Origin of the sequence: Amycolatopsis ruanii (genome assembly GCF_003385175.1) — a bacterium.
GTDB lineage: Bacteria > Actinomycetota > Actinomycetes > Mycobacteriales > Pseudonocardiaceae > Amycolatopsis_E > Amycolatopsis_E thermalba.
Genome location: NZ_PQHY01000049.1, coordinates 21,690 through 35,376 on the forward strand (window position 1 = coordinate 21,690; position 13,687 = coordinate 35,376).

Consider the following 13,687-nt stretch of genomic DNA (forward strand, 5'->3'; position numbering starts at 1 on the left):
CCCACCGAATTACTTCTCAGTAATGTACTCCGGCGGAGCGATCAGCCCTTCCGGATGCCCCACTCGTGCATGTTGTAGACCGGCCCGTCGAGGGTCGAGTTGTTGCGGATGTTGGCGATGTTGTCGTACGACGCGATGAAGGTCGGCTTCTGGTACAGCGGAAGCACGTACGCGTCCTCGGCCATCAGCTGGTTGGCCTGGTTGAGCAGTTCCGCCGCCTTGGCCTGGTCGGTCTCGGCGTTGGCCTGCGCGATCAGCTGGTCGACCTGGGGGTTGCTGTACTCGCCGTAGTTGCTCTCCGAACCGGTGGTCCAGTTCTGCTCGGCACCGGAGAACGGGAACGGCGAGGCGACCCACGCGAACACGATCACGTCGAAGTCACCGTTGCTGGTGGTGTCACCGAGGTCGTCGGTCGGCACGATGTCGACCTTGACGCCCAGCTGGCTGGCGGCCTGCTGGAACAGCTCGCACTCGTTCTGGCGGATCTGGTTGCCCACGGTGTAGCGCATCCGCAGGGTCGGCACCGGCGCGCCGCTCGGGTCGATCAGCTGGTCGCCCTGCAGCTTGTACCCGGCGCTGGTGAGGATCTGCTTCGCCTTGTTGATGTCACCCGTGCCCTGGCCGGTGGACGAGATGACGTCCTGGTAGCCCTCCTGGCCCGGCATGAAGTTGTGGTTGTGCAGCGGCTTCACCTTGTCGGTGAACTGGCCGACGGTCTTGTCGATGATCCCCTGGACATTGACCGCGGTGTAGAGCGCCTGACGCAGCGCCTTGTTCGCCAGTGCCGGGTTCTTCAGGTTGAAGTCGAAGTGCTCCCAGGTCAGGCCGAGGCCGATGTAGGAGGACACGTTCGGGATGTTGCGCACCTGGTTGACCAGGTCGACCTGCGGCTGCGGGTAGATGACCTGGACCTCGTTGTTCTGCAGGGCCGTCGGCTCCTGCGAGGCGTCGGTGATGATCCGGAAGATCACGCGCGACAGCTTCGGCTTGGCACCCCACCACGCGGGGTTCGGCACCATGGTGATCGACACGTTGTTCTGGAAGTTGTCGATCTTCCACGGGCCGCCGGACCAGGTCGGGACCGTCTCGCCGAACCACTTGTACGACTCCGCCAGGCCGGCCGGGGTGTTCACGTCACCGTGCTGCGCGGCCAGGTGGGCGGGGTACATGGCGCCCGAGGAGCTCCACAGGTTCTTCCAGTCGGTGTACGGCCGGTCGAAGGTCACGGTGACCGTCTTGCCGTTGTCCGAACCCACGACGGAGTTGACCAGGTTGTAGCCGGAGGAGCTGGCCGGGGCGCAGTCCGGGCAGTCCTTGCCGTTCTGGACCTTCCAGTTGTAGACGAAGTCGTCGGCCGTGATCGGCGTGCCGTCGGACCACACGGCCTTCGGGTTGATCTTGTAGACCACCGTCTGCGGGTTCGTGCTGGTGATGTCGGCCGAGGTCACGAAGTCGGTGGCCAGGGTCGGCTTGAGGTCCGGCGTCGTGTAGAAGGTGTAGGGCAGGATGCCCTTGGTCACCATGCCGGTCTCGAAGACGTTGCCCTCACCGGACGTGACGTTCCAGTTCGGGATGTTCTTCTCGATCGCGAAGGTGACGTCACCGCCGTCCTGCAGCTGGTCAGCGGCGGCCGAGTTGCACGCGTTCGGGTTGGCGTCGCATTCGGCGAACGCCTGCCCGGTCTGGACGCCACTGTTGTCACCGCCGCCACCGCCACAGGCGGCGAGGACCAGCGCGGCGGTCGCGGCGAGCGCGCCGATTCTGGCGGCACGTGACTTGGTCTTCCCTAACATTCATTCTCCTTGCTCGACGCCGTCGTGGGTAGCGAGGCGGCCTCGTCCTGTGGCGGCGAACTGTCGAGGTGATCGAGTTTGCTCACCGTAGTCGTGCAACCTAGGCAGAGGAACAGCCGAGACGGCCACTCAGCGTGAGATTGTGATGGAACAGTGACGCGCCGTCCCTCACTCGAACGGGTGAGGAGCGTTGCCGTTCGTGGCCGCCTGACCTTCCCCCCGGAACTCGGTGCACGGGCACCCCTTCTTGGATATCCCCTGCTACGGCGCGGTGCGTAGCTCGGGGGAGAATAACCGACGCGTCCCACTTTGTGGACCCCACGAAAGGACTAGTCATACGCCTGTGACAGGAACGCCACACAATCTTCTAATTAACCTGAACTCGTGACCGCTACCTCCGCACGCCGGCTCCTGCTCGTGCACGCCCATCCCGACGACGAAAGCATCACGACCGGCGGGACCATCGCCCGCTACGCCGCCGAAGGGGTCGACACAACCCTCGTGACCTGCACACTCGGCGAGGAGGGGGAGATCATCCCCAAGGGTCTGGACCAGCTCGGGGCGTGGGCCGGGGACCAGCTCGGTGGCTACCGGTCGGGGGAACTGGCTTCCGCCGTCCGGGCGCTCGGGTTGACCCGGCAGTGTTATCTGGGAGGTATCGGGCGCTGGCGTGATTCGGGCATGGCGGGCACGCCGTCGGCCGGCCACCCGCGCGCGTTTTCCGGAGGAGATCCACATGAGCAGGCCACCCAGCTGCGGGCCGTTCTCGACGACGTGCGCCCGCATGTGGTCGTGACCTACAACGCCTTCGGCGGGTATGGGCACCCGGACCACATCCGGGCACACGCAGTAACCATGATCGCCGTCCAGGATGCCCCGTACGTGCGACGGGTCTTCCACATCGCCGCCTCCCGCGACGCCCTCGACCGCGGGGTGGCGCGCCTGCGGGAGGAGCCCGGCCTGCCGTGGCGGCTGCCCGCCGACGGCGAGCTGCCGACCACGCCGGACGAGGAGATCACCACCGCCATCGACGTGCGGGACCACCTCGACGCCAAGATCGCGGCCCTGGCCGCGCACGAGACGCAGATCAGCGTCCGGCCCCCGGCGTTCGCGTTGTCCAACGGCATCGCGCAGCCCATCGACGAAATCGAGCACTATGTACTGGTGCACGGCCCGGCCGAGGGCGCGGAGCGCGACCTGTTCGGAGGGCTGTAGGTGTCCAGGCTGCTGCTGGTGCTGCTGGTGCTCGACGCGGCGTTGCTGGCCGTGCTCGAGCTGTTCTTCCTGCCGCTCCACGTCGGCGGGACGATCCCGTTCCCGGTCACCGTGCTCGTCGCGGCGCTCACCACCCCGCTGCTCGTGCGGCTGGCCGGGCGGCTGGTCGCGCCGCGGGCCGCGTTTGCCCCGCTCGTCGCGTGGGTACTGGTGATTGTGATCGTCGGGCTGTTCGGGCCCGGCGGTGATCTCGTGCTGCTGCAGGACTGGCGAGCGTTGCTGCTCATCGCCGGCGGGGCGCTGCCGGCGGCGATGAGCCTCGGTGGCGTGCTCGCCGTGCCGCCGAAGAGGAGTGCAACCAGTCGTGGGTGAAGCGATTTCCGACCGTCAGGTCGTCGCCGTGCTGCGCCCGATCGTGCGCGCGTCCGGCCCGGTGCTGCACGCGTTGCGCACACCCGGCCGCCTGGAAGGACTGGCGTCGGTGCGCGTGCCGGGGTCGGCCGCGTGGGAGGCGATGGACCGGGACGGCCACATCGACTGGTGGGTCAACCGGCTGGGCCGGCTGACGTCGCTGGTCACCTCGATCCCCGGGCTCGGCGGCGTGCTCGCCGACCGGCTGCCGGTGCAGGACGCGCTGGGCACGGCCGCGCAGGCGCTGCTGCTGACCGCCATCGCCGAGGAGCACGGCATCGCCGACATCGGCGAGAAGGTCCGGCTGGTCGCGTGGGTGCTGTTCCAGCGCGACATCGACGCCGCGCTCGCCGCGGGCAAGCACGAGGAGTACTCGACGGCCGACGAGGACGCCGAGACCGCGAAGCTGGCCGGCGAGTTCTCCCAGGTGGAGCACCGGCCGCGGCGCATCACGCTGAAGTCGGCCGGCAAGACGCTGTGGCGGATGGGCCGCTCGCTCATGGCCATCACCGACGAGCTGGAGAAGCGGCCGCACGGCCGGTTCTACCACCGGGCCGTCGGGATGCTGCCGGTGGTCGGCCTGGTCGGCGACTACCTCGGCGAGCGCAGCGGGCTCAAGCGGGTCGTGCGCCGCGCGGACGAGTGGTTCGCCCGCGCGGCCTGACCGCTAACGCCAGAACTGGAAGGTTCCGCCGCCCACCCGGGCCGAGTACGAGTCGCCCCCGCACACCTCGTACAGCCAGTAGACGGCGTCCCAGAACGTCGCTCCGACCGCGGGAACCGCGAACAGCAGGGCGAACAGGACGAGCGGCGCCCACGGCCGCGCCTTGGCGCCGAACTCCCGTGCCTCCGGGGACAGGTAGGGCTCGATCGCGCCGTACCCGTCCAGACCGGGCACCGGCAGGATGTTCAGCACGAACGTCGCGATCTGCAGCAGCGCCAGGAACGACAGCCCGATCAGCAGGGTGAGGGGCATCGGGATCAGTTGCACGGCGACCGCCAGCACGATGCCGAACAGCAGGTTGGTCAGCGGCCCGGCGAGCGAGGTCCAGGACGCGAACGCCCGGTTGCGCAGCGCCCACCGGTTGATCCACACCGCGCCACCCGGTAGCGGGATCCCGCCGATGGCGAGGAAGAGCAGCGGCAGCACGAGCGAGAGCACCGGGTCGGTGTACCGGCGGACATCCATGTTGAGGTAGCCCTTCGAGGCGACCTCGTAGTCGCCGCCCTTGAAGGCGACGAAGGCGTGCCCGAACTCGTGCAGGGTGAGCGAGAGCGCCCACCCGCCGATGACGAGCAGGAAGATGCCGCCCACCGTCATGGGATCGTCGTTGCTCGGCTGACCGAAAGCGGCGAGTACACCACCCACTACGGTGAGTGCGAGAATGCCGAAGAAGACAGGACTGGGTCGGACCGCGGATCGTTGCACGGGGCCCAGTCTCTCGCATCCTGGCGAGTTGATGTTCGGCGTGTCCGCTTGCGCGACGGGGCAGAAGCATCCCCCAACCTCGCTACTCCGCTTGACCTAGCCTCATTACACGGGTGTAATCACAGTGCTGTTATTCGTTGCTGCAAGGGGGCGACGGGTACGGCGATGCAAGACCGCCAGCCTGGGGAGTGCGTGGAAGCAGAGGAGGCGGACGTGCGGTTGGAATCCGACGGAAGGGATTGGGGGAACGTCGTGGAGTGGCGAGAAGGCCCGGAGGTGGAACTGGGCGAGCTCGTCGACCTCTTCGACAACGACGAGCCCCCCGAGTGGCAGGACCGCGCACTGTGCGCGCAGACCGATCCCGAGGCGTTCTTCCCGGAGAAGGGCGGCTCGACCCGTGAGGCGAAGCGGATCTGTCAGGGCTGCGAAGTGAAGGGCGAATGCCTGGAGTACGCGCTGGCCCACGACGAGCGCTTCGGCATCTGGGGTGGTCTGTCCGAACGGGAGCGTCGGAAGCTCAAAAAGCGGGCTGTGTAAGGAAATTTAACACCTGCTTCACAACGAGGTGGCAGGGCTGGCGCGTGCTCGTGCGGGTGCGTGGAGTCACGGTCGGCTCGGTTAGGCTGGCGCGGCAGAAGATCTCACCGATCGCCGCCGCCCACTGGAGAAGCCTTGCCCGACAACGTGAACGTCCCGGACAGGATCTCGACGGTGGCCAGGATCGCCCCGGTGGCGGGCGTTTTCGTGGTGCTCGCCGCGCTCGGGCTGTCGGTGAACGCGGGACGACTGGGCTTCGACCTCGCCGGCGGACGGCTCCTCGAAGCCGGTTCGCTGAGCGAGGTCTGGTCGGCTTACCTGGCCGGCTGGCACGCCGTGGACGGCGGCACCGCGAGCGCGGCGCCGGCCGCGCTGGCCGTGCTCGGGATCTTCGGTGCGGTGTTCACCCCGCACGGGTTCGTGTCGTTGCTGATGATCGCCGATGCTCCGCTGGCCGGGGTGTCGGCGTTCTTCGCCACCCGGCGGCTTCCGGTGCAGCCGTGGGTCCGCGCGGTGATCGCCGCCGCCTACGGGCTGCTGCCCGCCGCGACCGCCGGGGTGGCGCAGGGCCGGCTCGACGTCGTGGCCGTCCACATCCTGCTGCCGCCGGTGATCGCCGGGATCGCGGGCGTGCTGTCCGATCCCGGGCAGCGGTGGCTGCACTCGTCGTCGCTGTGCGCGCTGGGCCTGGCGCTGCTGGGCGCGTTCTCGCCGCTGGCGCACCTGCTCGCGCTGGCCGGGCTGGTCATCGGGTTCGTCGTGCTGCCCTCGCCCGCGCCGCTGCTCAAGCGCGCGGCGTCGGTGGTCATCGTGGTGCTGGTGCCGCTGGCGTTGCTGATGCCCTGGCCGACCGTGCTGGTCAACCACCCGGAGCTGGTGCTGCACGGGCTGAGCGGCCCGGGCGATCCGGTGACCGCGGTCGACCTGGCCGGGCTGGATCCGGGCGGCGCCGGGGCGTGGCCGGTCGGGCTCGCGGTGCTGCTGGCCGCCGTGATCGCGTTCGCGGTGCGGCCGGGCCGCGCGGCCGGGGCCGGGCTCGCCGTGGTGGTGCTCGGGGTCGCCGGGCTGCTGGTCGTGCGGCTGGTGGCGGTGACGCCGCTGCAGGGCGGGCCGGTGTCCCCGGGCTTCGCGGGGGTGCCGCTGCTGGTCATCGGGGCCGGGCTGCTGTGGATCGTGCTGTCGGCGTGCCGCGGCGCGGCCGGAAAGCCCTTTCTCGCCGGTGGGGCGGCGCTGGTGGTGGCGCTGGCCGTCGGGGTCGTGGTGGCGGGCAGTGGCGGGCCGCTGCACTCCGGCGGCGGGCCGGCGCTGGCGGCGGACCAGGCTGACGAGCTGGCCCGCACCGGCCGGTCGGTGCTGGTGCTGGGCACCGGGCCCGCGCCCGCGCTGCAGACGGGCGGCCGGATGCCGCGGTTCGGGGACGAGCAGCTGGCGGTGAGCGCGGCGACGCCCGGGCGGCTGGCCGGGTGGCAGGACGCGCTCGTGAACCCGGAAGCGCAGCGGACGCGGGCGGCGCTCTCGGGCGCGGCGGCGTCGGGGGCGTTGTTCGTGGTGCTCCCGGCGGGGGCGGATCCGCGACCGATCGTCACGATGGCGGGCGACCTGGCGTCGTCGGTCGCGCCGACGTCCGACGGGCGGCCGGTGCTGCGGCTGCTGGAGCCCGGCGGGCAGGTCGTGCTGATCCCGCCCGGGGTGGCGCGCCAGGCGGTGACGTCGCAGGCGCCGACCAGCACGCTCGGGGTGACGCCGGTGGACGCGGAGCTGCCGGACGTGCGGGTGCGGGTGTCGGAGGGCGTGCCCGGGCGGCTGCTGGTGCTGGCCGCCGAGCACGAGGACGGGTGGCGCGCGCAGGTGGACGGCAAGCCGGTGCCGATCGTGCCGGCGTGGGGGCACCAGGTGGCGGTCGCGGTGCCGACCACCCAGGCCGAGGTGACGCTCGAACACCCCTCGACCCTGCGGGACGTGCTGTTGCTGGTGCAGATCGCGGCCGCGCTGTTCACCCTGCTGACCGCGGTGCCCACCCGCCTGCGCGAGCCACGCCCGCTGGAGCCGGCGCGCGCCTGAGCCCTGGTGTGCTGGTGTCGGGTGGGGCGGTGCTGGCCGCCGTGAAGCTGGCCCGCGGCTGCGCCCGGCAGCCGCCGCCTCCGGCTGAGAACCGGACGCCGGAAAACCACCCGTTCCGGGAACTACTCGCCGCCCTCGATGATGTCCGGTTCGACGCCCAGGTAGCCCGCCACCTGCTCCACCAGCACGTCGTGCACCAGTTCGGCCAGTTCGCCGGGGTCCTTGGCCCGCGCCTCGAGCGGCCGCCGGTACAGCACGATCCGCGCGCGCGTCGGCAGGCCGGCCCGGTCCACGCCCGCCGGCACCAGCCGGGACAGCGGCACCGCCCCGTCGTGGAGCACCCCGACGCCCGCCGGGCCGCCCGCGCCCCGGATCTCGGGCACGTCGTCGACCGCCACGTCCAGCTTCGTCAGCTGGTCCCGCCACCGGGCCTCGATCGGCTCGAGCGCGTCGAGCACGAGCTGGTCGAACTTCTCCGCGCGGCTGGCCGCGGCTGGCAGGGTCGCCGGGTACAGCGGCCCACGCAGCCCGCGGCCATGCCGGTCCCGGCGGACGCGCCGCCGATGCCGGGAACTTCGAGCCATAGACACATCCGGAAGGTTACGCGTTGGCGTCGGTCGGTGGCCCCCACCGGTGCGCCTGCGCGCACTTGCCGGGGGGAAGCGCTATCGTCTGCGATCGTGTCGAGCGTACGAAAGTGTTCGCGAACGGGGTGCCTGAACCCGGCCGTCGCCACGCTTACCTACGCCTACAGCGATTCGACCGCGGTGGTCGGTCCCCTCGCGACGGCGTCCGAGCCGCATTCCTACGACCTGTGCGAGGAGCACGCGCTCCGCCTCACCGCACCCCGGGGCTGGGAGGTCGTCCGGCACGAGGGCGAGTTCGCCGCCCCGGACCGGTCCGACGACGAGCTCACGGCGCTGGCCGAGGCCGTCCGCGAAGCCGGCCGGTCCGACCGGCCCGCCCCGCCACCGGAACCGGAGGGTCCCTCCGGCCGTCGCGGCCACCTGCGGGTGCTGCCCGACCCGATCTCGTAGGTCACGCCACATCCGCCGAGCGTTCCCCCGGTAGGCTCTCGGGTATCCGCAGCCCATGGACAACTCTCGGGGAGAGCGCGTGTCAGACCTGTCGGCCATCGTCAAGGCCTACGACATCCGGGGTGTCGTCGGCCAGCAGCTGGACGCCGGCCTCGTCCGGGACTTCGGCGCCGCCTTCGCGCTGCTGATCAAGCCGGAGTCGCCGTCGGTGGTGATCGGCCACGACATGCGCGAGTCGTCGCCGGGACTGGCCGCCGCGTTCGCCGAGGGCGTCACCTCGCAGGGCCTGGACGTCGTGTCGATCGGCCTGTGCAGCACCGACCAGCTCTACTTCGCCTCCGGTTCGCTCAACCTGCCCGGGGCGATGTTCACCGCGAGCCACAACCCGGCCAAGTACAACGGCATCAAGCTCTGCCGCGCGGGCGCCGCCCCGGTGGGGCAGGAGTCCGGGCTCGCCGAGATCCGCGACACCGTCGAGCAGGGCGTGCCGTCCTTCGCCGGGCAGCCGGGCAGCGTCACCGAGCGGGACGTCCTCCGCGACTACGCCGCCTACCTGCGCAAGCTGGTCGACCTGTCCGGCAGCCGCCCGCTGAAGATCGCCGTCGACGCGGGCAACGGCATGGGCGGCCACACCGTCCCGACCGTGTTCGAGGGACTGCCGATCGAGCTCGTGCCGATGTACTTCGAGCTGGACGGCAGCTTCCCCAACCACGAGGCCAACCCGCTGGACCCGAAGAACCTGGTCGACCTGCAGGCCAAGGTCCGCGAGGTCGGCGCCGACGCGGGCCTGGCCTTCGACGGCGACGCCGACCGCTGCTTCGTGGTCGACGAGAAGGGCGACCCGGTGTCGCCGAGCGCGATCACCGCGCTGGTCGCCGTGCGCGAGCTGGCCAAGGACCCGGGCGGCACGATCATCCACAACCTGATCACCTCCCAGGCGGTCCCGGAGATCGTCGCCGAGAACGGCGGCAAGCCGGTCCGCACCCGCGTCGGGCACTCGTTCATCAAGCAGGAGATGGCCGCCACCGGCGCGATCTTCGGCGGCGAGCACTCCGCGCACTACTACTTCCGCGACTTCTGGCGGGCCGACACCGGCATGCTGGCCGCGCTGCACGTGCTGGCCGCGCTCGGCGAGCAGGAGCGGCCGCTGTCCGAGCTGACCGCGGAGTACTCGCGCTACGCGGCCTCCGGCGAGATCAACTCGACGGTCGACGACCAGGTCGCCAAGCAGCTCGCGGTCAAGGACGCGTTCGCGAGCCGTCCCGGCGTGGAGATCGACGAGATGGACGGCCTGACCGTGAAGCTGCCGGGCAAGGCGTGGTTCAATCTGCGCCCGTCCAACACCGAGCCGCTGCTGCGGCTCAACGTCGAGGCCGCCGACGAGGACGCGGTCCGCGCGCTGACCGACGAAGTCCTCGCGATCGTTCGCAGCTAGGGAGGTTCCACATGGCAGTCGCGCTCGATGCCCAGTTGCTGGAGATCCTGGCGTGCCCGTCCGACGACCACGCGCCGCTGCGCCCGGGAACGGCGAGCGACCCGGAGGCCGACGCGCTGACGTGCACCTCCTGTGGCCGCGAGTTCCCGGTCCGGGACGGCATCCCCGTGCTGTTGCTCGACGAGGCCACGATTCCGGGTGAGTCCCGTGCCGACGGTGCTTGACGACACCCTCCTGGACGACCCCGCGCGCCTGGCGGAGGCCGACACGGCAGGACTGCTGAGGGCGGCGGCGATGGCCGGCGCCCAGGTGCGGTCCACCGCCGAGGTCGCCCCGGACGCCGAGCTGGCCGACCGGCTCGACCTGGGCCGTCCGCGGGCGCTCGTGCTCGTCGTCCGTCCCGGGGTGAGCCGCAGCGTGGCCCGTCTGCTGTACGCGTTGCTGGCCCCGGCCTGCCCGGCGCCGGTCCTGGTCTCCGAGGCGGTGCCGCCGTGGATCGGGGCGCTGGACGTCGTCTTCGCGCACACCGACGACCCGTTCGACCGGGAGCTGGCCGCCGGCATCGAGCGGGCCGCGCGGTACGGCGCGACGGTGGTGCTGTCCGCGCCGAACGAGGGCCCGGTCGCGGCGTCGGTCGCCGGGAAGGGCGTCCAGCTCGTGCCGCGGGTCCCGGTGCCGCCCGAGCTGACCTTCGCCCGCGGCCTGGCCGCCGGGCTGCTCACCGCGAACGCCCTCGGCCTGCTGGTCGCCGACGTGCAGTTGCTGGCCGACCAGCTCGATGCCGAGGCCGAGCGCGGCCACCTCGGCCGCGACTCCTTCGCCAACCCCGCCAAGGCGCTCGCCCTGCGCCTGGCCGACCGGATCCCGCTGCTGTGGGGGCTGGACCCGATCGCGGTCGCGGTCGCCCAGCACGCCGGCTACGCGCTGGGCTCGTTCGCCGGCGTCGTCGCCGACATCGCCGACTACCGGCAGGCGCTGACCCGTCGCGCTCTGCGTCAGGCGGCGGCGAACAGCTCCGGCGAGCGGGACATCTTCGCCGACCCCGATCTGGACACCGACCTGCCGAACTACCGGGTGCTGCTGCTCGCGGTGCACAGCGGCCCGGCGGTCGACGCGGCGCGCCTCGACGCTTCGCATACGCTTCCCGGTGCCGGAGTGGTCGCCCCCGCGGACGAGATCGTCGGTGACGAGCCTGTGCGCGCCGGGGTGCTGGCGCTACGGTTCGAGCTGGCCGCGGTCTACCTCGGGCTGGCCACTGGCGCCACCGGGGGTGGCGGGCACTACGAGCCCGCGTCCGCCTGACGCCGGTTCGGGCCCGATCCCGCGGGAATCGGGCGAGGGGTTGGAAGAACCAAGGAGTTGAGACGACAGTGGAGCTGCTGCGCAATGCGGTGCGGCCCTACGCCTGGGGGTCCCGGACGACCATCCCCGAGCTGCTGGGCCGCGAGGTGCCCGCGCCGCACCCGGAGGCGGAGCTGTGGATGGGCGCCCACCCGGGCGACCCGTCGCGCATCGTGGGTCCGGACGGTGTCGAGCGCAGCCTGCTGGAACTCGTCGAGGCCGACCCGCTCGGCCAGCTGGGCCGGGAGTGCGCCGAGCACTGGGGCAACCGGCTGCCGTTCCTGCTGAAGATCCTCGCCGTCGAGGAGCCGCTGTCGATGCAGGCGCACCCGTCGGCCGAGCAGTCGGCCGAGGGCTACGCGCGCGAGGAAGCCGCCGGCATCCCGCGGGACGCGCCGAACCGGAACTACCCGGACCCCACCGCCAAGCCCGAGCTGGTGTGCGCGCTCACCGAGTTCCACGCGCTGGCCGGGTTCCGCGAGCCGGAACGCACGGTCGAGCTGCTGCGCGCCATCGAGACCCCGGGCCTGGCCAAGTACACCGAGCTGCTGGCCGCCCAGCCGGACTCCGACGGCCTGCGCGCGTTGTTCACCACGTGGATCACGCTGCCGCAGCCGGTGCTGGACGAGCTGCTGCCCGAGGTGCTCGACGCGTGCGTGCTGCACGTGAAGGACCACGGCGAGTTCGACGTGGAGTGCCGGACGATCCTCGAACTGGGCGAGGCGCACCCGCGCGACGCGGGCGTGCTGGCCGCGCTGCTGCTCAACCGGCTGACGCTGAGCGCGGGCGAGGCGATCTACCTGCCGGCCGGGAACCTGCACCTGTACCTGCACGGCACCGCGGTGGAGATCCTGGCGAACTCGGACAACATCCTGCGCTGCGGGCTGACGCCGAAGCACGTGGACGTGCCCGAGCTGCTCCGCGTGGTCGACTTCACGTGCGCGGACATGCCGATCCTGCGTGGCGAGCCGTCCGCGTGCGGCGAGGTCTACACGACCGACGCGCCGGAGTTCGAGCTGTCCCGGTGCGAGTGGGAAGCGGGGGAGACCGGTTCGCTGACCGTGGACAACGGCAAGCCGCAGATCCTGCTGTGCACCCAGGGCTCGGTGCGGGTCAAGGCGGAGAGCGGACAGGAGATCGAGTTGCGCCGCGGCCAGTCGGTGTGGGTGCCGGCGTCGGACCCGGCGGTCGCCGTGCACCCGGCGGAAATCGGGCGGACGCAACTGTTCCGCGCCACTTCCGGCTGCCTGTAGCGATGATTCCGGCGCGCCGGGGCGGTCTCACCGGCATGACCGAAAACCTCTGGCCGCTGGTGCACGCCGAACGGGCCGCGCTCGCGGATGACCTCGCCGATCTGACGGACGGGCAGTGGGCCACGCCGTCGTTGTGCGCCGGGCTGTCGGTGCGCGAGGTGCTGGCCCACCTCACCGCGGGCGCGAGCCTGACCCCCGTGCGATGGCTGGCGGGGGTGATCCGCTGCCGGTTCGACTTCGACCGCCAGGTGGCGATGCGGCTGGCCGAGCAGCTGGGCGCCGCGCCGGCCGACACGCTCGCCCGGTTCCGCCGCGTGGTGGCGAGCACGACCAAACCGCCCCTGCCGGTGGTCGCGATGCTCGGCGAGGCGGTCGTGCACGGCGAGGACATCCGGCGGCCGCTCGGCGTGCGCCGGGACTACCCGATCGCCACGCTGACCCGGCTGGCGGAGTACTACGCGGGCTCCGACCTCGTCGTCGCCGCCAAGGGTCGCGTCGGCGGCCTGCGGCTCGCGGCCACCGACGGCCCGTTCGCCACCGGCTCCGGCCCGCTGGTCAGCGGCCGCACGCTGGCGCTGATCATGGCGATGACCGGCCGCACGGCGTACTGCGACGAACTCGACGGCGACGGCGTCGAGGTGCTCCGGGCCCGCTAGGCCGGCTCGATCACGCGGCTGCGGATGTGCTCGTAGATCACGTTCGTGCGGACGTCGGCCACTTCCTGGCGCTGCGTGAGCCGGTCGATGACGAACGCGTACAGGCTGTCGTTGTCCGGCACCGCCACGTGCACGAGGAAGTCCTCGCCGCCGGTCACCACGAACACGCCGAGCGTCTCGGGCAGCAGCGTCACCCATTCCCGGAAGGCATCGATGACCGGCCGGGACGGCGGGCGCACCCGGACCGCGATGAGCGCCTGCACCGGGCGGCCGATCTTCGCCAGGTCCAGGTCGACGTTGTACCCGCGGATCACCCCGCGCTCCCGCAGGGCCCGGATGCGCTCCAGCGAGGTCGACGGCGAGACGCCGGTCGCGGCGGCCAGTTCGCGGTTGGTCCGCCGTCCGTCGCGCTGCAGTTCCCGCAGCAGTGCCTGATCAAGTTCGTCCAAACCGGCCAAAACGGGTCTCCTGTCGAATTAAGTTCGGCTCTGCTGGATGCAACTCACATCTTTGCCTAAC

At 71.4% G+C, this 13,687-nt stretch carries 15 protein-coding genes; 11 read left to right on the forward strand and 4 right to left on the reverse strand.

Annotated elements, in window-relative coordinates; translation table 11 throughout:
- Positions 1-41: 41 nt before the first annotated feature.
- Complete coding sequence (locus D0D28_RS23635; RefSeq protein ID WP_094004736.1) at positions 42-1,793, reverse strand: ABC transporter family substrate-binding protein; 1,752 nt, start codon at positions 1,791-1,793, stop codon at positions 42-44.
- Between the two features lie 384 nt (positions 1,794-2,177).
- On the opposite strand from D0D28_RS23635, the gene mshB reads away from it, so the two are divergent.
- The 3 genes from mshB to D0D28_RS23650 are packed head-to-tail and all read left to right on the forward strand — an operon-like array spanning position 2,178 to position 4,083.
- Positions 2,178-3,008 carry an N-acetyl-1-D-myo-inositol-2-amino-2-deoxy-alpha-D-glucopyranoside deacetylase gene (mshB, locus tag D0D28_RS23640; protein WP_094004737.1) on the forward strand — a complete coding sequence of 277 codons (831 nt, stop codon included), beginning with the start codon at positions 2,178-2,180 and terminating at the stop codon, positions 3,006-3,008.
- Positions 3,009-3,380: a hypothetical protein gene (locus D0D28_RS23645; RefSeq protein ID WP_094004738.1), complete on the forward strand. Its 372-nt coding sequence runs from the start codon at positions 3,009-3,011 to the stop codon at positions 3,378-3,380.
- Positions 3,373-4,083, forward strand: a complete 711-nt coding sequence (locus tag D0D28_RS23650; RefSeq protein WP_198958177.1) for a hypothetical protein — start codon at positions 3,373-3,375, stop codon at positions 4,081-4,083. The genes D0D28_RS23645 and D0D28_RS23650 overlap by 8 nt, the downstream gene beginning before the upstream one ends.
- A gap of 3 nt (positions 4,084-4,086) precedes the next feature.
- On the opposite strand, the gene D0D28_RS23655 is transcribed toward D0D28_RS23650, so the two are convergent.
- Positions 4,087-4,848: a site-2 protease family protein gene (locus D0D28_RS23655; RefSeq protein WP_094004740.1), complete on the reverse strand. Its 762-nt coding sequence runs from the start codon at positions 4,846-4,848 to the stop codon at positions 4,087-4,089.
- 213 nt (positions 4,849-5,061) lie between these two features.
- On the opposite strand from D0D28_RS23655, the gene D0D28_RS23660 reads away from it, so the two are divergent.
- Both D0D28_RS23660 and D0D28_RS23665 read left to right on the forward strand, forming a co-directional pair.
- Complete coding sequence (locus D0D28_RS23660; RefSeq protein WP_026153473.1) at positions 5,062-5,385, forward strand: WhiB family transcriptional regulator; 324 nt, start codon at positions 5,062-5,064, stop codon at positions 5,383-5,385.
- A 135-nt stretch (positions 5,386-5,520) separates the two neighbouring features.
- Positions 5,521-7,446, forward strand: coding sequence for a hypothetical protein (locus D0D28_RS23665; protein ID WP_116112473.1), 1,926 nt, complete (start codon positions 5,521-5,523; stop codon positions 7,444-7,446).
- Positions 7,447-7,568: 122 nt separating this feature from the next.
- Here D0D28_RS23665 and D0D28_RS23670 read toward each other — a convergent pair whose 3' ends face one another.
- Positions 7,569-8,030: a metallopeptidase family protein gene (locus tag D0D28_RS23670; protein WP_116112475.1), complete on the reverse strand. Its 462-nt coding sequence runs from the start codon at positions 8,028-8,030 to the stop codon at positions 7,569-7,571.
- Between the two features lie 96 nt (positions 8,031-8,126).
- Here D0D28_RS23670 and D0D28_RS23675 point away from each other — a divergent pair, with 96 nt between their 5' ends.
- The 6 genes from D0D28_RS23675 to D0D28_RS23700 all read left to right on the forward strand — a co-directional run bounded on the left by D0D28_RS23675 (position 8,127) and on the right by D0D28_RS23700 (position 13,168).
- A complete protein-coding gene (locus D0D28_RS23675; RefSeq protein WP_094004743.1) occupies positions 8,127-8,483 on the forward strand; it encodes a DUF3499 domain-containing protein in 357 nt (118 codons plus the stop codon).
- A gap of 79 nt (positions 8,484-8,562) precedes the next feature.
- Entirely contained in the window at positions 8,563-9,918 is a 1,356-nt protein-coding gene (locus tag D0D28_RS23680) for a phosphomannomutase/phosphoglucomutase (RefSeq protein ID WP_116112478.1), read from the forward strand.
- Between the two features lie 11 nt (positions 9,919-9,929).
- On the forward strand, positions 9,930-10,142 hold the full coding sequence (locus D0D28_RS23685) for a Trm112 family protein (RefSeq protein WP_094004745.1): 213 nt from the start codon (positions 9,930-9,932) through the stop codon (positions 10,140-10,142).
- A complete protein-coding gene (locus D0D28_RS23690; RefSeq protein ID WP_116112481.1) occupies positions 10,126-11,220 on the forward strand; it encodes a hypothetical protein in 1,095 nt (364 codons plus the stop codon). Before D0D28_RS23685 ends, D0D28_RS23690 begins: the two co-directional genes overlap by 17 nt.
- 68 nt (positions 11,221-11,288) lie before the next feature.
- A complete protein-coding gene (manA, locus tag D0D28_RS23695; RefSeq protein ID WP_116112483.1) occupies positions 11,289-12,512 on the forward strand; it encodes a mannose-6-phosphate isomerase, class I in 1,224 nt (407 codons plus the stop codon).
- 35 nt (positions 12,513-12,547) lie between these two features.
- Positions 12,548-13,168: a maleylpyruvate isomerase family mycothiol-dependent enzyme gene (locus D0D28_RS23700; RefSeq protein WP_205413340.1), complete on the forward strand. Its 621-nt coding sequence runs from the start codon at positions 12,548-12,550 to the stop codon at positions 13,166-13,168.
- Here D0D28_RS23700 and D0D28_RS23705 read toward each other — a convergent pair.
- Entirely contained in the window at positions 13,165-13,617 is a 453-nt protein-coding gene (locus D0D28_RS23705; protein WP_094004774.1) for an Lrp/AsnC family transcriptional regulator, read from the reverse strand. The two genes, D0D28_RS23700 and D0D28_RS23705, sit on opposite strands and share 4 nt — an antisense overlap.
- Between the last annotated feature and the right edge of the window lie 70 nt (positions 13,618-13,687).